This window comes from Kinneretia sp. DJ1R-11 (assembly GCF_025717595.1).
Classification (GTDB): Bacteria; Pseudomonadota; Gammaproteobacteria; order Burkholderiales; family Burkholderiaceae_C; genus Paucibacter_A.
Window position 1 is genome coordinate 115,418 of record NZ_JAJIRR010000002.1, and the last position, 23,543, is coordinate 138,960.

General features: G+C 68.3%; 20 protein-coding genes. 6 read left to right on the plus strand and 14 right to left on the minus strand.

Going from position 1 to position 23,543, the window contains the following annotated elements; all coding sequences use genetic code 11:
* Positions 1-56: 56 nt before the first annotated feature.
* Positions 57-1,772: a serine/threonine protein kinase gene (locus LNV23_RS04490; protein ID WP_263561872.1), complete on the minus strand. Its 1,716-nt coding sequence runs from the start codon at positions 1,770-1,772 to the stop codon at positions 57-59.
* Positions 1,773-2,043: 271 nt separating this feature from the next.
* Between LNV23_RS04490 and LNV23_RS04495 the strand changes: the two genes are divergently transcribed.
* Positions 2,044-2,457 carry an energy transducer TonB gene (locus LNV23_RS04495; RefSeq protein ID WP_263561873.1) on the plus strand — a complete coding sequence of 138 codons (414 nt, stop codon included), beginning with the start codon at positions 2,044-2,046 and terminating at the stop codon, positions 2,455-2,457.
* 33 nt (positions 2,458-2,490) lie between these two features.
* On the opposite strand, the gene LNV23_RS04500 is transcribed toward LNV23_RS04495, so the two are convergent.
* Genes LNV23_RS04500 through LNV23_RS04510 form a run of 3 tightly spaced genes read right to left on the minus strand, consistent with a single transcriptional unit; the run spans position 2,491 to position 5,339 of the window.
* Positions 2,491-3,348, minus strand: a complete 858-nt coding sequence (locus LNV23_RS04500; RefSeq protein ID WP_263561874.1) for a cytochrome c — start codon at positions 3,346-3,348, stop codon at positions 2,491-2,493.
* Between the two features lie 54 nt (positions 3,349-3,402).
* Positions 3,403-4,428, minus strand: coding sequence for a helix-turn-helix transcriptional regulator (locus LNV23_RS04505; protein WP_263517959.1), 1,026 nt, complete (start codon positions 4,426-4,428; stop codon positions 3,403-3,405).
* Positions 4,425-5,339 carry a GGDEF domain-containing protein gene (locus tag LNV23_RS04510; RefSeq protein WP_263561875.1) on the minus strand — a complete coding sequence of 305 codons (915 nt, stop codon included), beginning with the start codon at positions 5,337-5,339 and terminating at the stop codon, positions 4,425-4,427. Before LNV23_RS04510 ends, LNV23_RS04505 begins: the two co-directional genes overlap by 4 nt.
* Before the next feature lie 224 nt (positions 5,340-5,563).
* On the opposite strand from LNV23_RS04510, the gene LNV23_RS04515 reads away from it, so the two are divergent.
* Both LNV23_RS04515 and LNV23_RS04520 read left to right on the plus strand, forming a co-directional pair.
* Positions 5,564-8,155, plus strand: coding sequence for a TonB-dependent receptor (locus LNV23_RS04515; protein WP_263561876.1), 2,592 nt, complete (start codon positions 5,564-5,566; stop codon positions 8,153-8,155).
* Positions 8,156-8,157: 2 nt separating this feature from the next.
* The gene (locus LNV23_RS04520; protein ID WP_263561877.1) at positions 8,158-9,741 is read left to right on the plus strand and encodes a phytase; all 1,584 of its coding nucleotides are present in this window, start codon (positions 8,158-8,160) and stop codon (positions 9,739-9,741) included.
* On the opposite strand, the gene LNV23_RS04525 is transcribed toward LNV23_RS04520, so the two are convergent.
* The 7 genes from LNV23_RS04525 to LNV23_RS04555 form a co-directional block, all read right to left on the minus strand.
* On the minus strand, positions 9,728-10,387 hold the full coding sequence (locus tag LNV23_RS04525; RefSeq protein ID WP_263561878.1) for a Vat family streptogramin A O-acetyltransferase: 660 nt from the start codon (positions 10,385-10,387) through the stop codon (positions 9,728-9,730). The genes LNV23_RS04520 and LNV23_RS04525 overlap by 14 nt on opposite strands.
* Positions 10,388-10,504: 117 nt before the next feature.
* Positions 10,505-11,026, minus strand: a complete 522-nt coding sequence (locus tag LNV23_RS04530) for a porin family protein (RefSeq protein ID WP_263562266.1) — start codon at positions 11,024-11,026, stop codon at positions 10,505-10,507.
* A gap of 89 nt (positions 11,027-11,115) precedes the next feature.
* On the minus strand, positions 11,116-12,891 hold the full coding sequence (locus LNV23_RS04535; protein ID WP_263561879.1) for an MFS transporter: 1,776 nt from the start codon (positions 12,889-12,891) through the stop codon (positions 11,116-11,118).
* A gap of 114 nt (positions 12,892-13,005) precedes the next feature.
* Entirely contained in the window at positions 13,006-13,632 is a 627-nt protein-coding gene (locus LNV23_RS04540; RefSeq protein ID WP_263561880.1) for a response regulator, read from the minus strand.
* 141 nt (positions 13,633-13,773) lie between these two features.
* Positions 13,774-14,475, minus strand: coding sequence for an aquaporin Z (gene aqpZ, locus LNV23_RS04545; protein ID WP_263561881.1), 702 nt, complete (start codon positions 14,473-14,475; stop codon positions 13,774-13,776).
* Positions 14,476-14,623: 148 nt separating this feature from the next.
* Positions 14,624-15,262 carry a glutathione S-transferase gene (locus LNV23_RS04550; RefSeq protein ID WP_263561882.1) on the minus strand — a complete coding sequence of 213 codons (639 nt, stop codon included), beginning with the start codon at positions 15,260-15,262 and terminating at the stop codon, positions 14,624-14,626.
* Between the two features lie 12 nt (positions 15,263-15,274).
* Positions 15,275-16,696, minus strand: coding sequence for an amidase (locus LNV23_RS04555; RefSeq protein WP_263561883.1), 1,422 nt, complete (start codon positions 16,694-16,696; stop codon positions 15,275-15,277).
* Positions 16,697-16,961: 265 nt separating this feature from the next.
* Between LNV23_RS04555 and LNV23_RS04560 the strand changes: the two genes are divergently transcribed.
* Positions 16,962-17,852, plus strand: a complete 891-nt coding sequence (locus tag LNV23_RS04560; protein ID WP_263561884.1) for a hypothetical protein — start codon at positions 16,962-16,964, stop codon at positions 17,850-17,852.
* A gap of 4 nt (positions 17,853-17,856) precedes the next feature.
* Here the strand turns inward: LNV23_RS04560 and LNV23_RS04565 are convergent, their stop codons facing one another.
* The 3 genes from LNV23_RS04565 to bufA2 are packed head-to-tail and all read right to left on the minus strand — an operon-like array spanning position 17,857 to position 19,925.
* Positions 17,857-18,726 carry an HvfC/BufC N-terminal domain-containing protein gene (locus tag LNV23_RS04565; protein WP_263561885.1) on the minus strand — a complete coding sequence of 290 codons (870 nt, stop codon included), beginning with the start codon at positions 18,724-18,726 and terminating at the stop codon, positions 17,857-17,859.
* The gene (bufB, locus tag LNV23_RS04570; protein WP_263561886.1) at positions 18,726-19,613 is read right to left on the minus strand and encodes an MNIO family bufferin maturase; all 888 of its coding nucleotides are present in this window, start codon (positions 19,611-19,613) and stop codon (positions 18,726-18,728) included. The genes LNV23_RS04565 and bufB overlap by 1 nt, the downstream gene beginning before the upstream one ends.
* Before the next feature lie 48 nt (positions 19,614-19,661).
* Positions 19,662-19,925, minus strand: a complete 264-nt coding sequence (bufA2, locus tag LNV23_RS04575; protein ID WP_263561887.1) for a BufA2 family periplasmic bufferin-type metallophore — start codon at positions 19,923-19,925, stop codon at positions 19,662-19,664.
* A 685-nt stretch (positions 19,926-20,610) separates the two neighbouring features.
* Between bufA2 and LNV23_RS04580 the strand changes: the two genes are divergently transcribed.
* Together LNV23_RS04580 and LNV23_RS04585 are read left to right on the plus strand one after the other, a co-directional pair.
* Positions 20,611-21,909, plus strand: a complete 1,299-nt coding sequence (locus tag LNV23_RS04580; RefSeq protein WP_263561888.1) for an AmpG family muropeptide MFS transporter — start codon at positions 20,611-20,613, stop codon at positions 21,907-21,909.
* On the plus strand, positions 21,906-23,471 hold the full coding sequence (locus LNV23_RS04585) for a glycoside hydrolase family 10-like protein (RefSeq protein ID WP_263561889.1): 1,566 nt from the start codon (positions 21,906-21,908) through the stop codon (positions 23,469-23,471). Before LNV23_RS04580 ends, LNV23_RS04585 begins: the two co-directional genes overlap by 4 nt.
* The last annotated feature ends 72 nt before the right edge of the window (positions 23,472-23,543 follow it).

Sequence of the window (23,543 nt, forward strand, 5' to 3'; positions counted from 1 at the left end):
GATGTGCGGCCCGGCGCTGTGCGCGCTGCGGACCTCGCGCCAGGGCGGCCCGAGCCTCAACGTTCGCGGCGCTGCTCGCGAATCTCACGCAAGCGCACGCATTCGGCATGACCGGCATAGGCCGGCTTCTCGCAACGCCGGTCCACGCACCAGATGCGCAAGAGGATGTTCTCCTTGGCGCAGGCCTGGCGCGGGTCGAGCGGCGCGGCGGCTGCGTCTTCCGAAGCAGCTGCGGCCGGCGGCTGTGCCAGTTGGACCTGAGCGCTCGGGACAGCGGCCGTCAGGCTGGCATCCTGCTGCGGCATGGCCGGCAGCTTGGCCGCGGCCTGGGCGGGCCCGCCGTCTCGAGGCGGGCGCCGGGCCTCGCCCTTGCCCGGCGGTGCCGAGGCCCGTGCGGCCGGCACCGCAGCCTGCTGAAGCGCGGGCGCAGCCGATGCCAGCACCGTGGGCGAACTTGCCGGCGGCGCGATAGCTGGTGTCGACTGTGCTGGTGCCAGCTCTTGATTCAAGGCCAAGGCCGGCACGGCGGCCGAGGCGGGGCCCGAGGCAGGGTCCGCCAGCGCCATCCCTGGCGACACCAAGGGCGCGGCGGGCCGCTGCAACAGCCACGAGCCCAGCGCCAGCAACACAGGCACGGTGATCCATGCTGCCCAGCGCCAGGCAGCTGGCAGCCCTTGACGCGCAGTCGTCACGGCTGCTGCTGCCGCCGCCGGCCTGGGCTTGCTGCGCCCGGCCGGGCGGGCAGCGGGTGGTGGCGGCGCACTGCGCGGCCGCGGCTCGGGCGCGCTCAGCGGCAGGGGCAGGTCCGCCTCTTGCAAGCCCGGGGGCTCGATGACACCGGTCAAGGCGTCGCGGAAGGCCTCCATGCTCTGCGGGCGCTCGAGCGGGCGCACCGCCAGGGACCAATCCACCGCCGCCAGAAAGGCCCGCGAACAGCCCGCCAGCGCCCGGCCGGCCAGCGGCTCGTAGTCGTCGAACACCGCCCGCGCCGTGGCCGGCGGCGGCGGCTGGCCGGTCAGCATGAAATGCAGCACCGCGCCCAAGGCATAGACATCGGTCCAGGGACCCTGCCGCAAGGCCGTGCTCTCGGCGTACTGCTCGATCGGCGCGTAGCTGGGCTTGAGGATGGCGGTGAAGCTCTGTGTGCGATCGCCGATGGCGCGGCGCGCGGCGCCGAAGTCCAGCAAGATGGGATCGCTGCCATCGTCGGGCAGCAAGATGTTGTCGGGCGCGATGTCGCGGTGGAAGACCGCGGCCCCATGGAGCAGGCTCAGCGCTTCGAGCAAGGGCAGCAGCAGGCGGCGCAGCGCCGCTTCGTCCAGGGCCGGGGCGCGGCCGGCGCTGATGTCCTCGCGGCGTTGACGCAAGGTCTGACCCTGCAGATAGGGCATGGCCATATAGGCCGTGCCATGGGCTTCCCAGAACTGGAAGACCTTGAGCAGGGAGCGGTGGTCGAAGCGGGCCAGCAGACGCGCCTCGTTGACGAAAGAGCGGCGGCCGATCTCGAAGGTCTCGCTCAGCGAAGCGGAACGCACCGACACCGCTGAGCCCTCGCCGCGCTGCGCCAGCTGGCCCGGCATGTACTCCTTGATCGCCAGCTCGCGCTCCAGCGCATGGTCGCGCGCCAGGTAAACGATGCCGAAGCCGCCGACACCCACGGTGCGCAGAATCTCCAGCGAACCGAAGCGGGTGCCGGGCGGCAGGGCATTGACGTCCTCCACAGGAGCGCCCTGCGCGCGGAGGCCGGTGCGGTCAAAGGGGACGTCCGACATGTCAATTCAAGCTGGCTGGGCAAAAAAGAGGCCGGCAGCATCGCCACGATGCCGCCGAGAAGTTCGCCAGCCTACCCGATTCAGCGCGCGCTGCGATTGAAGACGAAACCGAGTGTTAACCAGGATTCCGATCCCCGCAGCGCCCCCACCGTCCGGCGTGCGCGCCAGGCGCAGAGCCCGGCGAACGGCATGGGGCCATCGAAACATAGAGTGGCCTTGCCATGCTGACGCTTCATCTACACTGACTTGAACCGCCACTCCAGCTCGATCCATGAACACCTCTTCGCGCCTTCACACGCGTTGGCCACAACTCAGCACCCTCGCCTTGATGCTGCTGGGCAGCGGCCCGCTTTGGGCTCAGGCAGGTGCAGAGCCATCAGTGACAGCCGCGGCGGCCAGCGCGCCGGCCTCGGCCCCGCTCAACATCCATCTGCGCATCAGCCGCCAGGTGAGCCCGGTCTACCCAGCGAAGGCCCGCAAGGAAGGCATGCAAGGCACGGTCAAGGTCGAAGTCGAGATCGATGCCGAAGGGCGCCAGGGCGAGATCAAGATCCTGGAAAGTCCCGGGGAGCTGCTCAGCGAGGCGGTGCGCCAGGCGATTCAGCAATCCCGTTACAAGCCGCGGGTCAAAGACGGGCAGGCGGTGGCGACCCGCATGCGGCAGGAATTCCACTTCTACCCCTGAAGGGCTGAGCTTCCAGGCGCGCACAACCCCGGCTCAGGGCGCCACCGGCAGCGCCTTCAGGTAATCGTGCAGCTCGCTGGCGATGCGCTGGCGCTCGGCCAGGCTCAAGCCGTCCGGCAGGGCTGGCATGGCGGTGCCAGGCTTGACGGACTGGGGCTGCAGCAGCCAGCTCTGCCAGGTGCGCGAGTCGATCAGCTTGGCGCGCACGGCCAGATTGAGTGGCATCTTGGCGCCGCCGAAGCCGTTGATCTGGTGACAACTCAAACAGTATTTCTGCACCAGGGCGGCCTGCTCGACCCAGCGGCTGCTGTCCATGCCGGCCGGCAGCAAGGCCTCGGGCTTGACCGCGCGCAGGCTGATCTCGGCCACCTGATAAGGCCAGTGCGTGCCACCCTCGACCTGCAGGCTGGGCGCGGCGAGGTTGTCCCAGATCAGGTAGTAGGGACCGAGCGCCACGTTCTTCTCGTTCTGGGCCAGGTTGTCGACCGTGAAGGCCCGGCCATCGGCCAGGCCGAAAGCCAGAAAGGCGCGGTACTTCAGGAAGCGCGACACCGGCATGCGGGCGATGAAGCCGTCCAGGGCTTTGAACTCGAGCTCGCGGTCGGCCTGCGCGTTCCAGTCCGGCCCGAGCACGCGCACGAGCACTTCCTCGATCGGGAAGGCCTGGTAGCGGCGCTGCACGGCATGGTCCTTGCGGCTCAGATGCGGCTCGACCACGGTGATGGTCTGCGGCTTGAGCCCTTGGGCGGCCAGCTGCGCTTGCAAGGCCGGCGGCGTCGGCAAGGCCTCGGCCCGTGCGGCGCAGGGCAGCGAGAGCGCTGCTGCGGCCAGCCACAGAGCGCGCGCGGCGCTGCGCTGGAACCATGAATGCTGCCTTGCCAATGTGCTCATGCCGTGCTCCTGACCCGGGGCGGGTCTGGCCTGCATTGCAGCACAGACCTGCGCTCAGGCGAGCAAACTCGGCACCAGGCCGGTCCAGCGTTTGAAAGAGCGGCGGAAGTTGCTGCGGTCATGAAAGCCCAGGGCCTGGGCCACGCGCTCATGGCTCTGGCCTTGCAAGAGCAGCAGGTAGAGCGCCCAGTGGGTGCGCACCTGGTCAAGCTGGGCCTGGAAATGCGTGCCGTGCTGGGCCAGATGGCGCTTGAAGGTGGCGCTGCTGACGCCAAAAGCCTGGGCGCTCTGCTCCAGCGTGGGCGCTTCACGCAGGCGCGGCAGCAGATGGTCGTAAAGCGCGGCCAGCAGGCCGCGGCCGGCGGCGCCGGGGTCGGCGCCCTGGGCCAGGGCCTGGGCGGCCATGCTGTCGGCCACGCCGCGCGGCCAGGGCTCGTCGAGGCAGGCGGCCGGCACGCGCATGGCGTCGACCTGGCAATCGAACTGCAGGTCGGCGCCGAGGAACACCGCATGCTGCGAGAGGTCGCGTGGGCGGCTGCGGTTGAAGCTGTAGCGCCAGGGCAGGCGCCGGCCGCCCAGCCACTGGCAAAGGGCGGTGACGGCGCTCATCTGCATGTCGACCACGAAATTGCGCTGCGCGGCGCCCACGCCGCAGGCCTCGGTCCAGATCAGCAGCAGCTCGTCTTCATGCCAGAGCAGGCGCGGCGTCAGCAGGGGCGAAAGCCGGGCGCTGTGCGCGGCCAGCAGCTCCAAGGCCTGGCGGCCGTTGCGCGCCTGGCCCAGGGCATGGCTGGCCAGGCCGGCATGGCCGGGCAGGCTGAGCTGGCCCAGCACAAACGCCGTGTCGGGCGCCTGCAGCTGCACTTGCAAGGCGGCCAGAAGATCAAGCAGCTGCTGCGGGCTGAGCAGGCTCGGCACGGTGCTGAAGCCGGCGGCGGCCAGCAGCTCGGACGGCCGCAGGCCGCGGCTGCGTGCGAATTCCAGCAGCAGCACGGCTTGATGCTCCCAGACCAGGCAGCGCGTGCCCAGTTGGTAGACAGCGCCCGGGGCCGGGCTGAGGCCGAGAAGGGCGGCGTTCATAGCCGGGCCGCCAGATGCAGCAGCTGCTGCGCACCGGGCTCTTCAGCATCGACCTCGCACCACACCACCCGCGCCGGCCGCTGGATGCGCTGGCCCTGGCGGCTGTGGTGGGCCAGGCTGCCCAGGGCTTGCTGCAAATGGCCGGCGGTCTGCGCCGCCAAGGCCGGGCCAGCGCCGGGCATCAGCAGGGCGAAGCGGTCACCGGCATAGCGGCAGAGCAGGTCCTCAGGGCGCAGGTTCAAGATCAAGAGATGACCGGCGGCCTGCAGCAGGCGATCGGCCTCGGCCAGGCCATGCTCGCGGGCGATGCTGTCAAAGCCGTCCAGGCTCAGCATCAGCAGGGCCGCGCCGGGCTGGCCCTCGCGCTGCTGTTCCAAGGCGATTTGGCGGGCCAGGTAGTCGGCATCGCCGAGCTGGGTGATGGCATCAAAACTGCGGTGCTCGCGGATCAGGCGCTCGCGCTTGAGCAGTTGATCGCTCAAGGCCCGCTCTTCTTCGCGCCAATGCTGCAGGCCGATGGTGAGCACCAGCATGCCCAGCGGCGTCAGACCCGATTCCAGCCAGTTGTCCCAGACCACGGCCTTGGGCAGGCGCCAGAACTCATCCAGCACATCGACCCATTCGCCCAGCAGGATGCCGGCCAGGCCCAGGCACAGCCAGTTGGTCACACGGCCTCCGGGCCGGCTGCTGCGCAGCTGTGTGATCCAGATGGCGGCCATCAGCACCATGCCGCCCTCGCCGGCCACATCCATCCAGCGCCAGTCCTGCAGCGGCTTGGCCTCGCCGCCCCAGGCGAAGGCCGCCATCAGGCCGGCCATCAGCAAGGCCAGCAGATGGCCGAAATGCGCCAGGCCCAGCACAGGCGCCTGGGGCACGGGCTGCAAAGCCTTGAGCAAAGGTGAGATGAGCATGGGCTGGCGATCCTAAAGAGGCTTTGTGACAGGCCGTCATGCAAGGGCTGGATGTGGACGGCGGGGGTCGAAACAGCTCAGTTCGGGGCCGGATCTGCGCTCTTGCAGCCGCTGTGGCCGCCCGGGGCCCAGCCGTCACGGAACTGCCATGCGGCCTGCCTAAGGTGCGGAGCCATTGCCGATCCGGCGCTTGCCTGTGCTCCACTGCGGAGCCCCCACCCACCATGTCCACCTCCTTCCGCCTGCCCTGCCCGGCCCTGCGCCGCCCTCGCCTGACACCGCTGAGCCTCGGCCTCAGCGCCGCCCTGCTGTCCCTGGCGGCGTCGCCCGCTCTGGCGCAAAGCGCCGCGCCCGCCCCGGCCGGCACCGCCAGCGCGCCCACCACCACGCTGGAGACCGTGCAGCTCAACGGCCAGGCAGCCAATCTGCGCAATGCGCTGGACAAGCAGCGCGCCGCCACCGGCGTGCTGAGCGTGGTCCATGCCGACGGCATCGGCCAGCTGCCCGACATCAATGCCGCCGAGGCCCTGGCCCGCCTGCCCGGCGTCTCGGTCGAGCGCGACCAGGGCGAAGGCCGCTTCATCCGCGTGCGCGGCCTGGGCCCCGATCTCAACGCCGTCAGCATCAACGGCACCCTGGTGCCCTCGGCCGAAGCCGACCGCCGCGCTGTCGGCCTCGATGTGGTGCCGGCCGGTCTGATCCGTTCGCTGGAGGTGCGCAAGACCCTGAGTGCGGACCAGGACGCCAACTCGCTCGGCGGCTCGGTGGCGGTGAACACCGTGTCGGCTTTCGACCAGCCCGGCCGCGTGCTGAACCTCAGTGCCGGCGCCAGCCACGCCGCGCTGAGCGGCAAGACGCGCCCGAACGGCGCCCTGATCTACAGCGACCGTTTCCTCGCCAACACCCTGGGCCTGGCCCTGGCCCTGAGCAGCGATGAGCGCAGCTTCGGCTCCGACAATGTCGAGACCGGCGGTGCATGGAACTTGAGCGCTAGCAGCCCGGCCCTGAGCAAGCTGGAGCGCCGCAGTTACACCATCAGCCGCGTGCGCCACGGCGGCGCCCTGAACCTGGACCTGCGCCCCGATCCCGGCCAGAGCTACTACCTGCGCAGCTTCAGCAGCCGCTTCACCGACACCGAGCAGCGCCAGGCCCAGACCCTGGAGTTCTCGCCCGCCCTGGCCGCAGGCGCCAGCGCCGGCTCGGCCAAGGCGGCTCGCTCGCTGAAGGCGCGCGAGGAGATCTCGCAGGTCGACTCCCTGAGCCTGGGCGGCGAGCGCCGCTGGGGCGACTGGAAGCTCAGCGCCGCCCTGGGCGCCGGCCGCGCCAGCGAGAACAAGCCCGACACCCTGTCCGGCGCCACTTACAAGAACAGCACGGCCTTCAGCGGCCTCAGCTTCGCCGACAGCCAGAAGCCCGTGATCAGCGGCCCGGCCGGCCTGGCCAGCAGCAGCGGCTTCGCGCTCGACAAGATCAAGCTGGAGCAAAGCCGCGCCACCGACCGCGAACGCAATCTGCGCGTCGACCTGCTCAAGGACCTGGACCTCGACGGCGCCGAACTCGAGCTCAAGGGCGGCTTCAAGATTGCCCGCCGCCAGAAGGACAACGGCCGCGAGGTCTGGAGCTACAGCGGCAAGACCTTGGCCAAGGCGCCCTATGGTTTCAGCAGCAGCCAGCTGTCCATGGCCAGCGTGGTGGCCGAGGGCATGCCGCGTTATCCCTGGGGCGAGCTGGGCCCGAATCTGAGCGAGCAAGCGGTGCGCCAGCTGGTGGCCGGCCTCAAGCCGGCCGACTTCCGCGAGGCCAGCGATTCGGCCATTGCCGACTACCGCATCAAAGAAGAGAGCGACGCCGCCTATCTGCAAGCCACGATCGATTGGAAGCACACGCAACTGATCACCGGTCTGCGCCACGAGGCCCTGCGCCTGGAGGCCGACGGCACGGGCAACAGCAAGGGCCAGTTCAGCGCGCAGCACAGCGAGAGCCGCAGCCGCCACTGGCTGCCGGCCCTGCTGCTGCGCCAGCAGCTGAGCAGCGAGCAGCAGCTGCGCGCGGCCTACACGCAATCGGTGGTGCGCCCCACCTTCGGCCAGCTCAGCCCCGGCTTTGTGATCGAGGACAAGAGCGCCGAGTTCGGCAACCCGGCGCTCAAGCCCCTGCGCTCGCGCAATCTGGACCTGGGCATCGAGCAGCGCCTGGACCGCGACGGCAGCCTGTCCGCCTATGCCTTCCACAAAAGCATCCGCGACTTCGTCTACCGGACCAATCTGGCCGGCCAAGGCACATGGGCCGGCTTCGACTCCGCCCTGACTTACGCCAACGGCGAGGATGCCAAAGTCAGCGGCCTGGAGCTGGCCTATGGCCAAGCGCTGCGCGGCCTGCCGGCGCCCTTCAACGGCCTGGTCTTGGGCGCCAACGCCACCCTGGTGCACTCCAAGGCCACCATCGCCGGCTACAAGAACGGCCAGCTGCAAAGCCGCCAGCTGGCCCTGCCCAGCCAATCGGACCGCAGCCTCAACCTCAGCCTGGGCTGGGAAGGCCAGGGCCTGAGCACCCGCCTGGCGGTCAACCACAAATCGGCCTATCTGCTGGAGGTGGGCGATGTGCTGAACCCGGCCAAGGACCTGTGGGTGAACGGCCAGACGCAATGGGACTTCTCGCTGCGCTATGACATCAGCCCCAAGCTGCAAGTCAGCCTGGAGCTGCTCAATCTGAACAACAGCGCCTACTACGTCTACGCCGGCCAGCGCGCCCTGAACGCGCAGTACGAGCAGTACGGCCGCAGCGTCAAGCTGGGTCTGAAACTGGCGGTGTTCTGAGCATGAGGCAGCACACACTCGCACTCTTGATGGCACTTGGCTTGCTGGGCCCGGCCCATGCCACCCAGACAGCCGACCTCAACCCGACCCAGCTCCAGCTCGACAAGAAGGGCCTGCAGCTGCTCGACCGCCAAGGCCGGGAACTGGCGCGTTATGCCGTGCGCGCCAAGCGCTGGGACCAGCGCGCGGAAGGCACCCAGGGCCATGTCGCCGTGCTGCTCGACGCCGACCGCGGCCGGCCGGTGCTGCTTCGCAGCGAGGGCCAGGTCTTGCGCGCCCAAGACCTGCCCGAGCCCGGCTTTGCCGTCGAAGCGCTCTGCCTGCACCGCGACCCGCAAGGCCTGCTGCAGCTCTTCCTGCTCGGCGAGGAAGGCCTGAGCGAGCAATGGTTGATCGCCGGCCCCGAGGGTGCACGTCCGCTGCGCCGCCTGGCCACGGCGCCCGGGGCCAAGGGCTGCGTGGTCGATGACAAGCTGGAGCTGCTGCGCATCGAGGAGCCCGGCCTGGGCCTGTGGGAACACAGCACGCGGGTCGAGGGCAAGCCGCAGCGCCAGCTGCTGCGCGCGGCGAGCCGCTCGGCCAAGGCCCCGGTGGGCAAAACCTGGGACTGGCCCGTGCTGCAGCCCAGCGGGCAGACCGCGCCGGTGGCGCGCTTCGGCGATGCGGCGGACGACCCGGCGATCTGGGTGAACCCGAGCGACGCCCGTCTCAGCCGCATCCTCGGCACCAACAAAAAGCAAGGCCTGCTGCTCTACAACCTGCAGGGCGAGGAAAAGCAGCTGTTGGAAGTGGGGCGCATCAACAATGTCGATCTGCGCCAGGGCCTGCAAGTGGCGCCCGGTCAGTCCATGGACCTGGCCGTGGCCACGCAGCGCGATGAGAACGCGCTCGTGCTCTTCGCCATCGATGGCCAGGGCCATGTGTCCGAGCTGGCCCGGCTGCCCACCGATCTGAAAGACATCTACGGCCTCTGCGTCGGCCGCAGCGCCGAGGGCGAGCTGGACGCCTACCCCAACGACAAAGACGGCCGCGTCCAGCAGATCCGCATCACGCGCAGCGCCGACGGGCGCTGGCAATCACGCCTGCTGCGCCAGTTCCAGCTGGCCAGCCAGCCCGAAGGCTGCGTGGTGGACGAGGCGAACGGCCGGCTCTTTGTCGGCGAAGAGAAGCGCGGGATTTGGCAGTTCGACATCGGCAGCAGTGCCGCAGCAGGCAAGCCACAGCTGATCATGCCGGTCGGCGGCGCACTGGTCGCCGATGTGGAAGGTCTGGCGATCTACCGCGCTCGGCCAGAAGACGCCGGCTATCTGCTGGTGTCCTCGCAAGGCAATCACAGCTATCTGGTGCTGGACGCACAGCCGCCCTACGCGCTGCGCGGCGGCTTTCGCATCGGCATCAATGCCGAGCTGGGCATCGACGGCGCTTCGGAAACCGATGGCCTGGAGGTCAGCGCCACCAACTTCGGCGGCGTCTATGGCCAGGGCCTGATCGTCGTGCAGGACGGCCACAAGCGCCTGCCCGACGGCCCGCAGAACTTCAAGCTGCTGCCCTGGAGCGAGGTGGCGCGCGCGCTCAAACTGCCTTGAGGCGGGCCAGAGCGGCGATGTCGCCGCCGGTGATGGCGGACAGGTGGGCGGTGATCCGCTCGACCGGCCAGTCCCACCAGGCGATATCGAGCAGCTGCTCGATCTGCTCGGGGCTGAAGCGGCGCTTGATCGGGCGGGCCGGGTTGCCGCCCACCACGGTGTAGGGCGGCACGTCCTCGCAGACCACCGAGCGGGCGGCCACGATGGCGCCGTGGCCGATCTGCACGCCGGGCATGATCAAGGCGTCGTAGCCGATCCAGACATCGTGGCCGATCACCGTGTCGCCCTTGTAGGGCAGATCACCGGGCTGCGGCGCGGCCTTCTCCCAGCCTTGGCCGAAGATGAAGAAGGGATAGGTCGAGATGCCCGAGCTCTGGTGGTTGGCGCCGTTCATGATGAAGCGGGTGCCACGGGCGATGGCGCAGAACTTGCCGATGATCAGCTTGTCGCCGATGAAGGGGAAGTGATAGAGCACCTGGCGCTCGAAGTTCTCGGCCGGTTGCGGCGCCTGCCCCGGCTCACCGGGGTCGTCGTAATAGCTGTAGTCGCCGACGATGATGTTCGACTTGCGAATCACCGACTTGAGAAAGCAGACCTGGGGAAAGCCAGGCATGGGGTGAGGCTGGTCGGGGTTGGGGCCGTGCATGGCAGAAGGCGCTGCTGCAGCGCGAGTTCAAGACACCCGGATTGTGCTGGCGCAGGTCGATGCGGCTGAAAGCCATGCCGCATGGCGCAACACGCCCGGGGCCGATTGCCCGCCGGTTCAGAACCTGAACTGCAGGCCCAAGGACAGCACGTTGATGTCGTTCTTCAGGAAGCGGTTGTATTCGAGCTGCAGACCCCAGCTGGGGTTGAAGTCATAGCCCAGGCCGGCGCCCAGGCTGGTTTCGCTGACCGAGTCGTGGCGCATGTTCACCAGCGTGGCTTTCATGGTCGTGCGGCCCACGCCCAGGCGACCATACAGCTGGAACGAATCGCTGAGCGGCGCACTCAGGCGCAGCGCGGCGCCGACATGGTCCTCGGGGTAGACAAAGCCCTTGGGGTCCAGAAAACCAACCATGAAATCGAAATTGAGGGCACGCGTGAACAGTTCGGCCGACAGATTCGGATTGAAGCGGTAGCCGGCCGCCAAGCCGAAGGAAGGCTCTGACTTGCCGTCGTAGACCTTGGACTTGCCCTTGGCCGTGCCCAGATTCGCGCCCAGGTACCAACCGCGAATGTCGGTCTCGGGCCCGGCTTGCGCGGCACCGCCCGACAAGCAGGCCGCCAGCACGACGGCCAGCATTCGCACGCCTTGTTTCCCTTGATTCAGCACAGCCCTCTCCTCGTTCTTGATGAGGGCCGCAGAATAGCAGGGAGTCTTGGCGTTAGGCATCACCCCAAAGCAGGAGCTTGGCTCGGCATGGCACCCGCTGCCGGCTGGCTCAACACGGCCCAGTCACGACGTGCCAGCTGCACCAGCACCAGACCGGCCAGCAGGGGCACCAAGTAGATCAGAGCATCGGCCAGCATCAGGCCTGGCGAGGGCTGCAACCAGGGCGCCACGCCGGCTTGCAGGCCGTCCACCCATCTGCGGCCATACATGGCGAGCAGGGGCAGGACCAGACCCAGCGCCAGCCTTTGCAGGCCGGGGCTCAAGGCCTGGCCCAGAGCCTCACGCCCGGCCAGCAGGAACAGCGCCCCCATCACAAAGAAGACGGTGAAGAACATGCTGGCGATCGCCGCGGCGGCGCCCAGCTCGGCCCGCAAGGCCCAGAAGGGCAGCCAGGCCAAGCACAGCAGGCCCAGGCCCCAGGCACTCTGGCGGGCGCGGCGGTCGGCCAGGGAATCGCTGATCTGCGCGGCCTCGGAGGCCGGCTTCTTCATCAGGTGCATGAGCAACAGGCAGGACAAACCGGCGACCGCATCGATCAGCAGCGTCACCGGATAACCGAAGGATTCGATGGCCTGACCTTGCCAGGTCGCGGTGTAGGCGATGGACAGGTTCATCAAGGCCATATAGGCGGTGAACTGGGTGGCCGCGACCTTGGGGTTGGTCACATCCATGAAGAGGGCGGAGCGCACGCCGTACATCAGGCCCATGAAGACATTGAAAGCCAGCACTGAGACCCAGAGCGCGCTGACCAGGGCCGGCTCCACGGCCTGCTTGCTGTCAGCGGCGCGCGGCATGACATAGCCTTGCTGCTGCAAGACAAAGGCCAGATAGAGCACCGGCAGGCTCATCAAGACCACCGAGACGCTGAGCACCAAGCGGCGGCCGATGCGGTCGGACAACATGCCGCCGACCACCATGGCCACGCCGCTGAGCACGCTGGTGGCCAGGTTCATCCAGGCCACCTGGTCATCGTCCAGACCCAGCTCGACCGAGAGGTTCGACTGCAAAGCCAGGCTCAGCGACATGGCGCCACAAGGCAGCAAGGCGAAGAAGACGCCGGCATAGGCGCCACGCGTGCCAATGAAGGATCGGAAGGAGTCCATGGCAAAGCGGCGCATCTCGCCCAGCGCATCGCGCAGGCCCTTGCCCGTGTGGCTCACTGCATCGCTGGCCTGGGCCAAGGCTTCTTTCATGGGCAGCACGACGAAACCCGTGACCGCCAGGATGCTCACGGCCACGAAGACAAAGCTGCTCTGGAAGCCGATGTAGGCCATCAGGAAAAGTACGCCGCTGCCGCCGACCGCCTGGCCCACGGCCGCGCCGGCAAACATCAGGCCGTTGGCCAGGCCGCGCTCGTCCTCATGCAAGGTGTTGCAGGCCAGGGCGTCGATCGCCACATCCTGCATGGCCGCAAAGCTGTTGTGTACCAGCAGGATGATGGTGAACAAAGCCAGTTGCTCAGGCAGCTTGACGAAGACCAGCACCCCCAGGGTGGCGGCCATGACCAGCTGCGTACCCAAGATCCAGGCGCGACGATGGCCGAAGCGCTGGGAGCGGAACACATCAACCAGAGGACCGAAAGCCCATTTGAAGGCCCAGGGCAGGTAGAAAGCGGCCACGAAGGCACCGATCTCGGCGGGGCCCACGCCCATGCGGCGCAGCTGGGTGGCCACCGCGGTGGCGGCAAAACCGAGAGGGATGCCCTCGGTCATGTAGAGAAAGAAAAAGGCCGACAAACGACCGTTGCGGCTTCCCAGCAGATTGGGCAATCTCATGCGCTCATCCGCGCGCCGGCGGGCGCGCCCCTCATGTTGTTGTGGGGCGGATTATCCCGGTGGGCCGCGGCCGCGGACATGCAGGCCTACCCGCAGGTCGGGCCCGGCAGAAGCTCAGCGCGGGCGCAGGCTGGCCAGGGTTTCCACGCGCTTGAGCAGCTCGCGGTCGTTCCAGGGCTTCTTGAAAATGCCGTAGAGCCCTTGCACCTGGTGCACGCGCGCCTGCATTTCGTCATGGCCAGTGATGGCGATGATGGGCAGGTCTTCGGTCGCCAGGCTGCCCTGGACATCGGCGATCAGCTCAAAACCGTCCTTGTTGGGCATTTCCAGATCGGTGATCAAGACGGCAAAGCGCCGCTCGGCCAGGCATTGCAGGGCTTCCAGACCATCCTTGGCCACGGTCACCTGGTAGCCGACACCCTCGAACAAGCGGGACAGCTTGGCCCGTGCGACGGCCGAATCGTCAACCACCAGCAGCGGCACCGGGCCAGCCGCTGCCTGGGCGACCGCAGGGGCGGCTGGGGCGGTGGGCGCAGGCACTGCGGCCTGTGGCGCAGCCGCCACGCGGTTCACCGGCGCATTGCCTTCCGGCAGCGGTGGCTGCACGGTGTTGTGGCCGGCCGGGGGGATCTGGTCGTCACCGCGGCGCACGCTGATGATGAAGACCACGATGGCCAGGGGCACGGCGATCAGCAGCGGCAGCAAATAGGGACCCAGCAGATCCGGCACTTCAAAAGGCATGGTGAGTTCTCCGCCCTTCCCCGGCCTGGCCTTGTCAGACCGCAGGGAAAAGCTCGATGCGTCGGTGGAGCGCAGAATCTACCACCGCCGCTGCCGGGCCGGCGCGGGAATAGCCCCGTCGCTGGCCGCCAGAACCGAGACTCAGGCCTTTGCCGGCGTGCTGCCGATAGCCTTGTAGGCCACCGCGCCCAGCACGGCGCCCAGGATAGGTGCCACCCAGAACAGCCACAGCTGCTCAATCGCCCAGCCACCCACATACAGAGCCACACCAGTGCTGCGCGCCGGGTTGACCGAGGTGTTGGTGACGGGGATGCTGATCAGGTGGATCAGGGTCAGGGCCAGGCCGATGGCGATGGGCGCGAAGCCGGCCGGGGCGCGGCCGTCGGTGGCACCGAGGATGACGATCAGGAAGAAGGCTGTCATCACCACCTCGGTCAACAAGGCCGCCTGCAGCGAGTACTGGCCGGGCGAATGCTCGCCGAAACCATTGGAGGCAAAGCCCCCGGCCAGGTCAAAGCCGGCCTTGCCGCTGGCGATCAGATAGAGCACGCCGCCGGCGGCGAGGCCGCCGAGCACCTGCGAAATGATGTAGGGCAGCAGCTGGTTGGCAGGAAAACGGCCGCCGGCCCACAGGCCCACCGACACCGCCGGGTTGAAGTGGCCGCCCGAGATATGACCGACGGCATAGGCCATGGTCAGCACGGTCAGGCCGAAGGCCAGGGACACGCCATGCAGGCCGATGCCAACGCCGGGAAAGGCCGCAGCCAGAACGGCACTGCCGCAACCGCCGAGCACCAGCCAGAAGGTACCCAGAAACTCCGCGCCATAGGCTTTTGTATTCATGCTTGCATCACTCCATCCGTTGATTTGAGTCGTTCGCACCGGCACCTGGAGCGGCCGGCGGCGCGCCATGATGGACCAGGCCAGATGTCAAAGCAAGCACGGATACCCCTGGCTTTCGGCACCCCCGCGGCCGGCCTCTCTTTGGGTACTAAGCGGCCGGCCAGTGACGCTGAAACACAGCGCGCACGGCCGGCGCGTCCTCGGTGGCCAACAAGCCCGCATAGAACTCAGGCCGCTGCTGCTGCAGATGCGCGCGGCTGCCCGACCATTTCGACACCACCGTGGCCAGCAAGGCCAGGGCGCTGCAGCGGCCCGGTCCCAGGCAAGCGCTGCCGTACTGGTCGGCAAACAGCTCCCAGAGCTGGTGCAGCCGTGCCCGCGTGCCGCGACGGATGCGCTCCTGCACGGTCTCGTCCTGCTCGGCCTCGGCACACCAGCGCTGCGGATAGTCGATCACGCCGATGGCGGCATAGCAGTTGGCAGCCAGGAAGACCAGGCCGCTCAGAGCCTGGGCGCGTGGCCCCGGCTCGCGCGGCAGCAGTCCGGAATCCGGCGCGGCATCCAGGCCCAGATGCATCAGGATGGCGGCGCTCTCGCTGATGACTTGGCCGCCCGGCAGGCGCAGGGTCGGAATCTGGCGCAGAGGATTGACCCGGCCCAACTCCTCCAGGCCGGGCCCAGGTCGCCAGCTGGCGGCCTCGATCAAGCGGTGCTCCAGCCCCGCAAAGCACAAGGCCGCCTCGACAGCGGCCGAACCGGAACCCTGGCTTCCATACAGCTCATACATCGCTCTGCTCCTTCAAAGCACAGGCCAGGGCCGCTGCGGGCCGCGCAGGCGCTCGAACTCGGCGCAGACTTGCAGCACACCCAGGTCGTCAAAACGTCGGCCAATGACTTGCAGGCCTATCGGCAGGCCGGCCGCGCTGTAGCCGCAGTTGATGCTGGCCGCCGGCTGCTCACTCATGTTGTAGGGCAAGGTGAAGGCGATGTGCTCAAAGGGCCGCGCCGGGTCGTTGAGCGGACTGGCCTGTTCGGCAGCAAATGCCGTCTCAGGGCTGACCGGGCTGAGCACATAGTCAAAGGGCTGGCAGGCCGTCACGGCCGCCTCGCGCAAGGCCTGCATCTGGCTGTAGCCCTGGAACAGCTCGTCCGCCGCCATGCCGGATGCGCCCTCGACCCAGGCCCGGATATAAGGCAGCACCAAAGCCTGCCGTTCAGGCGGCAAGGCGCGGTAGTCGAGCCAGGAGCGCATGCGCCAGAATTTATCCAGGCCGTCGATCATGGCGCGGTGGCAGAACGGGGCCAGCGGCTCCACCTGCGCGCCGGCCTGCTCGAACAGGCTCGCCGCGGCCACGACGGCCGCGCGCGTCTCGGCGCTGGCCGGTGTGCCCCAGCCGGCATCAAGCAAAAGCCCCAAGCGCAAGCCCTTGAGCTCGCGGCGCAAGGCCAGCCAGTCCTGCGCATGCGCGGGCAGGCTGCTGGCATCGCGCCAGTCGGGCCGGCTCAGATGGGCCATCATGCGCGCCGCATCCGCGACCGAACGCGTCATCGGCCCGGCCACTCGGCCGGCATAGGCGGGTTGGATCGGAATTCGGCCCAGGCTGGGTTTGAGCGTGAAGATGCCGCACCAGCCGGCAGGCAGGCGCAGGGAGCCGCCGATGTCGGTGCCAACGTGAAGCGGGCCATAACCCGCCGCCGCAGCGGCCGCCGCACCGGCGCTGGACCCACCCGGGTTCTTGCTCAGGTCCCAGGGATTGCGGCACAGGGCATGGAAGCTGGACAGGCCCGAGCTCAGCATGCCGTAGTCCGGCATGGTGGTCTTGGCCAGCAGCACGGTCCCGGCCTCACGCAGGCGGGCAGCCGGCGGCGCGTCCGCCGGCGCCGGGCTCAGCAGGGAAGCGGCGCAGCCCAAGGGCATGGGCGTGCCACGCGTGGCGATGTTTTCCTTGAGCGTGAGCGGCACGCCGTCCAGGGTGCAGGCCGGGTCCAGGCCCGGCGGGCATAAGGGTTCACCGCGCAGCCAGCGGGCCTCGCTGGCCCGGGCTTGCGCCAATGCGGCCTCGGCATCGAGGGCATAGAGCGCATGGAGCTCGGGTTCGCGCCGCTCAATCTGCGCCAGCACGGCACGCGTCGCCTCGACCGGCGACAGCTGCTTGCTGGCATAGGCCGCAATCAATTCGGACGCAGACCAGAGCTGCAGGGGCTGGCTGGCAATGCTCATGGGCAGACGCCTTTCGCTTCAGGGCCGAGATGCTCGGGGGCCCAGGAATTGTGGCCCAGACCGAGGCCAGCGAAACGCGCCGCTCGGGCGCATCTCGCACGACCCCGACGGCGCTTGTGCATCCAGCCCCCAAGGGGGATGGCGCAGCCCCGGCGACCGTGCCACAGTGCGCCGGCACCCAGGAGTGAAGGCAGGACCGGCAACGAGGCCAGGCCCATCCAGACAAGTCAAACAGAAGCCCGCGTGGACGGGCGCGAGGAACCCCATGAAGCCAAACGACACAAGCACAAGTTGGCGGGCCCATGGCCTGCACGGCGCCGTCACCGCCCTGGCCTTGGCCAGCGCCCTGGTCCTGCAGGCCGGCTGCGGTGGCAGTCCCTTTTCAGATGTCGAGGAAAAGATCGACTGCGCCGTTTTCAATTGCAAGGACTCCGAACTCCTGCAGTCGGACGCACTCAGCCCGCATGCCGTCATCCTGGGCCAGGACGGTCTGCTGAATGTCAGCGTCAGCGTCGGCCAGAGCGCGAATCTGCTGACGCGCATCCGCCTGACCGGCGCCGATCGCCTCTATGCCCAGACCGACAGCCAGCGCATCGAGCTGCGTGACAGCGACGGCCGCGGCAGCAGCTATACCGGCCAGCTTCCGACGAGCCAGGCACAACCGAACATCAGCATCATTCTGGAACGCCGGGGCGAGCAGCATGTCAACAGCGTCACCCTGCCGAAAAGCTTCAGCGTGCTCTCTCCCATAGGGCCGGTGAACCTGGGCCGCAGCGCCGGCAAGCTGATGGTGCAGCTCGGCCAGGAGGCCGGCAGCTCGGTGGACAACCGCAGCAATCTGCGCTGCAAGCGCGCCGACGGCAGCAGCTTTTCGGGTGGCATGAGCGACGCGGTCAGCCTGCCCTTTCTGATCGAAAACCAAGCCGGCACGCCCTGGCTACGCATCAACACCCTGGATCTGGACTTGGCGCTCAACGAGCACAGCCGCAGCCTGGACAAGACCACGCCCAATCTGTCGCCCGTGCAGAGCTGCGAGATCGATGTGAGCTGGCGAGTCTTCCGCATGGGCAGCACCGCCAGCACCTTGTCGCGCTACACGACGGTGCGCGGCGAGCGTGCCGCCCGACAAAGCATCAGCTACGACGCTCGGCTCTGAGCGCTCAGGCGCTCGGTTCTTCCAGGGGCAGGAGCAGCTGATCGGCCAACCAGGCCTGCAACAGGCCAACCACCGCCGGCGCAGCAGCGGCCTCACACCCAAGCTCCAGGGCGGCTTGCTCGCAAAGGTCGCCAAAGACACGACCAGCAGCCAGGGCCTGGAGCAAGCGCCCTTCCAGCGGCGGCAGCGAACGCCAGCGGGTTTCCAATGCCGGGCGCCAGATCAGGCAGACATGGGTCAGCGGATCGGGCGCAGCCAAGGTGGCCTCGCCCACGGGCTCCTCGGCGCGCAAGCGGCGCCAGGCCGGCGCCACCGCCCAGTCCAGGTTCAGCAATTGCACGCCGGGCCGCAGGCGCAGACGCAGGCCGGGCCAGTCCTGGGGCGCCAGTGCCTGCAGGGCCTCTCGGCCCAGGGCCGGGCTGTCGGCGGCGTCAAACGCCATGCGCAAGGCCCAGTCCATGCGAGCCAGGTCGACCAGGGCCGCATGGGGCAAGACCTGACCCCAGGACGAAGGCGATGCCGGCAGACCCTCAGGCGGCCCGGCCAGCTGGCCAGCCATGAAGTCACCCAGGCGATCGCCCCACCAACGCAAGGACGGCGTGCGCGGCGGATGGGCATGCAGATAGGCCAGGCCCAGGGCCTGGAAATCCTCGTCGCCGAGGGCCCGGTGCAGGACCAGATAGTTGTCGCGCAGAGCGGCCAGCAGACGCGCCTGATAGGCATCCTGGTACACCGCCAGGCCCTGGTCCGCGCCGGGCTCGCGCAGCAGGCCATGGCCCGCGCCGGCCTGCCCGCGCACGGCGGCTTGCAAGGCGCGTTGCTGGGCTGCCAGGGTTGCCAGGGTCGCCAAGGGCGGGCTCGTGTTCACCATCATCATGCCGCCTCCCGGGTGGGCGCCAGGGCCTGATCGCTGCGCCGCCGGGCCTGGTCCAGTTCATCCAGCAAGACCTCCAGGGCCGGGATCTGGTCATCCCGTTCGATCATGGTCGGCCGCGCACCCAGGCGCTGCACGGTGTAGGCATAGAGCTGCCAGACCGCTTCGCTGACCGGTTGATCGTGGGTGTCGACCAGCAGCCCATCGCGCTGCTCATGGCCGGCAAGATGGATCTGCCGCACCTGCGTGGCCGGCATGAGGTCGATGTAGGCGTGAGCGTCGAAGCCATGGTTGCGGCTGGAGACGTAAACATTGTTGACGTCCAGCAGCAGGCCGCAGCCGCTGCGCCGCAAGAGCTCGGCCACGAACTCGGCCTCGCTCATCTCGTCGCCGGCAAAACAGACATAGCTGGACACGTTCTCCAGCAGCAAGGGTCGCTGCAGGACATCCTGGACCTCGGCCACACGCGGCAGCAGATGCTGCAGTGCCGCTTCGGTGTAGGGCATGGGCAGCAGATCGTGCAGTTGCTGGTGATCCACGCCGGTCCAGCACAAATGGTCGGACACCCAGGCGGGCTGCACGCGGTCGGCCAGGGCCTTGAGCTCGCGCAGATAGGCCCGGTTCAGCGCGTCACTGCTGCCGATGGACAGGGACACGCCGTGCATGACCATGGGGTAGTCGCGCCGCAGGCGGTCCAGGTGCTGCAGCGGCGGGCCGCCGGGCACCATGTAGTTCTCGGAAATGATTTCCAGCCAATCGGGCCGGCGACCGGCGGGCAAAGGCTGGGACAGCGCCGCGTAGTGTTCGCTGCGCAAGCCCAGACCGAAGCCTTGGATGGGAGCTGAAGGCCCGACCGGGCCCTGCGATCGAGTCAATGGAACAGGCATGGCAGGGCTCCGGTCGGGCTTGGGCTGGCTTGGGCAGATGGGCCCGGCTTACTTCAGCACCTTGCCACCGGCCGTCTTGCATTCCTCGGCGGTCTTCTTCGAGACCCAGCCTTGGCCCTTGCAGCTGTTGTGGCCCTTGCATTCGCTCTTGGCGGTCTTGCACTCCGAGCTGCCCTTGCAGCTGTTGATGCCGGAACACTTGACCATGCCATCGTCGGCCGCCTGTGCGGCGCTGCTGAAGGCGGTGGTGGCGAACAGGGCTGCGGCGGCGGTGGCGATGCTCAGGCCGGTCTTGAGGGTGCTGTGGTTCATGGGAACTCCTGTTGAAGGTCAAGGGACAAAGTTGGAGGGAAACAAGCTCGACAGATCACGCTGTCCTGGTGTGAGTCGCCGCAGTGGCCTCGGCCTTACAAGCGTGCTCAAGTTTTTTTGCAGCTCTAGCGTCCGGCCCGGAAGATGAAGTTTTGGCTAAGGCTGTTGACCTCCATTGAGCCTCCCGCGGGAGGCCCTGCAGTCCGTGCCGCCGCCGGTGGAACACGCCACCTTCGGAGGTGGCTCGGCCCGACGACGGGCGATTTGTGCGCGGCCGAGGGCGCAGCGGAGCGGCTCAGGCGCGCGTACCCGCGCGCTTCAAGCGCTGACTCGGCGCCACTGTTTGACCACAGTGAGCGCAGCGAACGGAGGGAGTTTGGCGCCGCTGAGCCGCGCAGTGAGCACCGAGGGCAGTCGGCTCGCAGAGCCGACCCGCGCACCATGAGCACGGCGGCGGGCCGAGCCACCGAAGCGCGGAAAGCCAGCAAGCGTAGTTCGCCAATGTGCCGAGAACCGACCCCGGGCTAGCTACCGCGAGGGTTTGTCTGCCCACCCGAGATGCATCTGACTGGCCGGCGACCAAGATAATGGGCGGCGCGCACTGAGTTGGCCGGTTGGGGCCGAGCTCAGCGCGCCTGCCCCAGCCCTGTTGCCCCTGGATTGCCTGCCCTTGCCTGCCGCCCGCATGACCGCCCCTCGTTCGCACGACCTGCCCCGCTCCCGCCAGCCCTGGCTCTGGATCCCTTCGCTCTACTTCGCCCAGGGCCTGCCCTATGTGGTGGTGATGACGCTGTCGGTGGTCATGTACAAGAACCTGGGCTTCAACAACACGGACATCGCGCTCTACACCAGCTGGCTCTACCTGCCCTGGGTGATCAAGCCGCTGTGGTCACCCCTGGTAGAGCTGCTGGGCACCAAGCGGCGCTGGATCAGCGCCATGCAGTTTCTGATCGGCGCGGCCCTGGCCGGCGTGGCGCTGACGATCCCGGGCGAGCGGGCGCTGCAGATGACGCTGGCCCTGTTCTGGCTGATGGCATTCGCCTCCGCCTCGCACGACATCGCCGCCGACGGCTTTTACATGCTGGCCCTGCCGCAGCGCAGCCAGGCGGCTTTCGTCGGCGTCCGTTCCACCTTCTACCGCCTGGCCAATATCGGCGGCCAGGGCGGCTTGGTCTATCTGGCCGGCGAGCTGCAGGAGCGCACCGGCAGCATGGTCACGGCCTGGTCCTGGGTGTTCGGCGTGGTGGCGGCCTTGTTCGGCCTGCTGGCCCTGTGGCACAACCTGTTCAGCCTGCCGCGCCCGGCCAGCGACCGACCGTCCGGCATCCAGCCAGGCCAGCTGCTGCCCGAATTCCTGCGCGTCTTTGCGCTGTTTTTCCAGAAGCCGGGCATCTGGGTGATCCTCGGCTTCCTGCTGCTCTACCGCTTTCCCGAGGCCCAGCTGCTCAAGCTGGCCACGCCTTTTCTGCTCGACCCGCCGGCCCAGGGCGGCCTGGGCCTGAGCACCAAACAGGTCGGCATCGCCTACGGCACCGTGGGCCTCACGGCCCTGACCCTGGGCGGCCTGGTGGGCGGCTGGGTGATCTCGCGCCTCGGCTTGAAGCGCGCGCTCTGGCCCCTGGTGCTGGCCATGCATGTGCCCAACATCGTCTTCCTGGCCATGGCGCTGTGGCTGCCCGCCAATCTCTGGCTGATCAGCGGCGCGCTGGCCGTCGAACAGTTTGGTTATGGCCTGGGCTTCACCGCCTACCTGATGTACATGATCCTGGTGGCCGAGGGTGAGCACAAGACTGCCCATTACGCCATCTGCACCGGCTTCATGGCCCTGGGCATGATGTTGCCGGGCATGTGGAGCGGCTGGCTGCAGGACCAGCTCGGCTACACCGCCTTTTTCGTCTGGGTGCTGGTGGCCACCTTGCCCTCTTTCGCCATGGCGGCCCTGCTCAAGATCCCGGCCGACTTCGGCAAGAAGATCGAAGCATGAGGCGACGTCTGCTCCTCGCCAGCGGCCTGAGCCCGGCCCTCGGCTTGAGCCTGGGCGGCTGCGCCGACACACCGCTGCAAGGCAGCAGCTCGCAGGACCCGCCGCGCCTGCGCAGTGCGCCCGAGCTGGCTGCCCTGGCGCCGGCCGCGCCGCGCGAGTTCCGGGCCGTCTGGGTGGCGACCGTGGCCAATATCGACTGGCCCAGCCGCAAAGGCCTGAGCACAGCCCAGCAGCAAGCGGAAGCCCTGGCCCTGCTCGACCTGGCAGCGCAGCTCAAGCTCAACGCCGTGATCCTGCAAGTGCGGCCCGCGGCCGACGCCCTGTATGACTCGCGCCTGGAACCCTGGAGCCAGTACCTGAGTGGCCGCCAGGGCCAGGCACCCGAGCCCTTCTACGACCCGCTGGCCTTCTGGATCAGCGAGGCGCACCAGCGCGGCCTGGAGTTGCACGCTTGGCTGAACCCCTTCCGCGCCCGCCAAAGCCAGGCCGCCAGCGCGCCGGCGGCTGGCCACCTGAGCCGCAACCAGCCGCAGTGGGTGAGGAGTTATGGCGATCAGCTCTGGATCGACCCTGGCGAGCCCGCCGCCGCCGAGCACACCCTGGCCGTGGTCGAGGATCTGCTGCGCCGCTACGACATCGACGGCCTGCATCTCGACGATTACTTCTACCCCTACCCGGTCAATGACAGCAGCGGCCGTGAGTTGGACTTCCCGGACGAGCCCAGCTGGAACCGCTATCGTGAAGATGGCGGCGTGCTCGGCCGCAACGACTGGCGGCGCCAGAACGTCGACCAGCTGGTGCAGCGACTGCAACAGACCGTGCGCGTGCTGCGCCCCGAGGTTCGCTTCGGCATCAGCCCCTTCGGCATCGGCAAGCCGGCGCTGCGCCCCGAAGGCATTGCCGGCTTCAGCCAGTACGACAAGCTCTACGCCGACGTCGAACGCTGGCTGAGCGAGGGCTGGGTCGATTACCTTGTGCCCCAGCTCTACTGGCCGATCGCACAGAAGGCTCAAGCCTTCGGCCCCCTGCTGGACTACTGGCATGGCCAGAATCCGCTCGGCCGGCATGTCTGGCCCGGCTTGTTCAGCAGCAAGGTGACTGAAAAAGCCGACAGCTGGCCGGTGGACGAACTGGTGCAGCAGATTGCGCTGCTGCGCGAACGCCGCCCGGGCAGCGGCCATGCCCACTTCAGCATGGTCGCCCTGGCGCAGAACCGCCGCGGCCTGGCCGATGCGCTGCGCCGGCACAGCTACCCGCAAGCCGCCCTGGTGCCGGCCACGCCCTGGCTGAAAACCGCAGCCGCCGCGCCGCCGACGCTGGCTCTGGACCGCGGGCTGGACGGGATGCTGCGCTTGCGCCTGTCACCGCAGACCGGCGCAGGTCTGCAGCGCTATGCCCTGTGGCTGCACCGCGAGGGCGACTGGGAATTCCTGGCCTCGGCCTTCACCAGCGGCGACCGCGCCCTTGAACTGGAGCTGCCAGCCGCCGGGCTCAGTGGCCTGGTGCTTTCGGCGCTCGACCGCTGCGGCAATGAGAGCGCTCGCCAGGGCTACAGCTTCTGAATCGCCCAGGCTTCCTCAGGCCAAGGGCGCATCGTCATTCAGCGACAGCCCCCACGCGTGAGCAGTGGCGGA

Bases quoted from the DNA above. Each gene is read 5' to 3' on its own strand.
- LNV23_RS04535 (WP_263561879.1), bottom strand. From the start codon at position 12,891: ATGAGATTGCCCAATCTGCTGGGAAGCCGCAACGGTCGTTTGTCGGCC.
- LNV23_RS04585 (WP_263561889.1), top strand. From the start codon at position 21,906: ATGAGGCGACGTCTGCTCCTCGCCAGCGGCCTGAGCCCGGCCCTCGGC.
- LNV23_RS04490 (WP_263561872.1), bottom strand. From the start codon at position 1,772: ATGTCGGACGTCCCCTTTGACCGCACCGGCCTCCGCGCGCAGGGCGCT.
- LNV23_RS04560 (WP_263561884.1), top strand. From the start codon at position 16,962: ATGAAGCCAAACGACACAAGCACAAGTTGGCGGGCCCATGGCCTGCAC.
- LNV23_RS04580 (WP_263561888.1), top strand. From the start codon at position 20,611: ATGACCGCCCCTCGTTCGCACGACCTGCCCCGCTCCCGCCAGCCCTGG.
- LNV23_RS04520 (WP_263561877.1), top strand. From the start codon at position 8,158: ATGAGGCAGCACACACTCGCACTCTTGATGGCACTTGGCTTGCTGGGC.
- LNV23_RS04555 (WP_263561883.1), bottom strand. From the start codon at position 16,696: ATGAGCATTGCCAGCCAGCCCCTGCAGCTCTGGTCTGCGTCCGAATTG.
- LNV23_RS04550 (WP_263561882.1), bottom strand. From the start codon at position 15,262: ATGTATGAGCTGTATGGAAGCCAGGGTTCCGGTTCGGCCGCTGTCGAG.
- bufB (WP_263561886.1), bottom strand. From the start codon at position 19,613: ATGCCTGTTCCATTGACTCGATCGCAGGGCCCGGTCGGGCCTTCAGCT.
- LNV23_RS04510 (WP_263561875.1), bottom strand. From the start codon at position 5,339: ATGCTCATCTCACCTTTGCTCAAGGCTTTGCAGCCCGTGCCCCAGGCG.
- LNV23_RS04530 (WP_263562266.1), bottom strand. From the start codon at position 11,026: ATGCTGGCCGTCGTGCTGGCGGCCTGCTTGTCGGGCGGTGCCGCGCAA.
- LNV23_RS04495 (WP_263561873.1), top strand. From the start codon at position 2,044: ATGAACACCTCTTCGCGCCTTCACACGCGTTGGCCACAACTCAGCACC.
- bufA2 (WP_263561887.1), bottom strand. From the start codon at position 19,925: ATGAACCACAGCACCCTCAAGACCGGCCTGAGCATCGCCACCGCCGCC.
- LNV23_RS04565 (WP_263561885.1), bottom strand. From the start codon at position 18,726: ATGATGGTGAACACGAGCCCGCCCTTGGCGACCCTGGCAACCCTGGCA.
- aqpZ (WP_263561881.1), bottom strand. From the start codon at position 14,475: ATGAATACAAAAGCCTATGGCGCGGAGTTTCTGGGTACCTTCTGGCTG.
- LNV23_RS04525 (WP_263561878.1), bottom strand. From the start codon at position 10,387: ATGCACGGCCCCAACCCCGACCAGCCTCACCCCATGCCTGGCTTTCCC.
- LNV23_RS04505 (WP_263517959.1), bottom strand. From the start codon at position 4,428: ATGAACGCCGCCCTTCTCGGCCTCAGCCCGGCCCCGGGCGCTGTCTAC.
- LNV23_RS04515 (WP_263561876.1), top strand. From the start codon at position 5,564: ATGTCCACCTCCTTCCGCCTGCCCTGCCCGGCCCTGCGCCGCCCTCGC.
- LNV23_RS04540 (WP_263561880.1), bottom strand. From the start codon at position 13,632: ATGCCTTTTGAAGTGCCGGATCTGCTGGGTCCCTATTTGCTGCCGCTG.
- LNV23_RS04500 (WP_263561874.1), bottom strand. From the start codon at position 3,348: ATGAGCACATTGGCAAGGCAGCATTCATGGTTCCAGCGCAGCGCCGCG.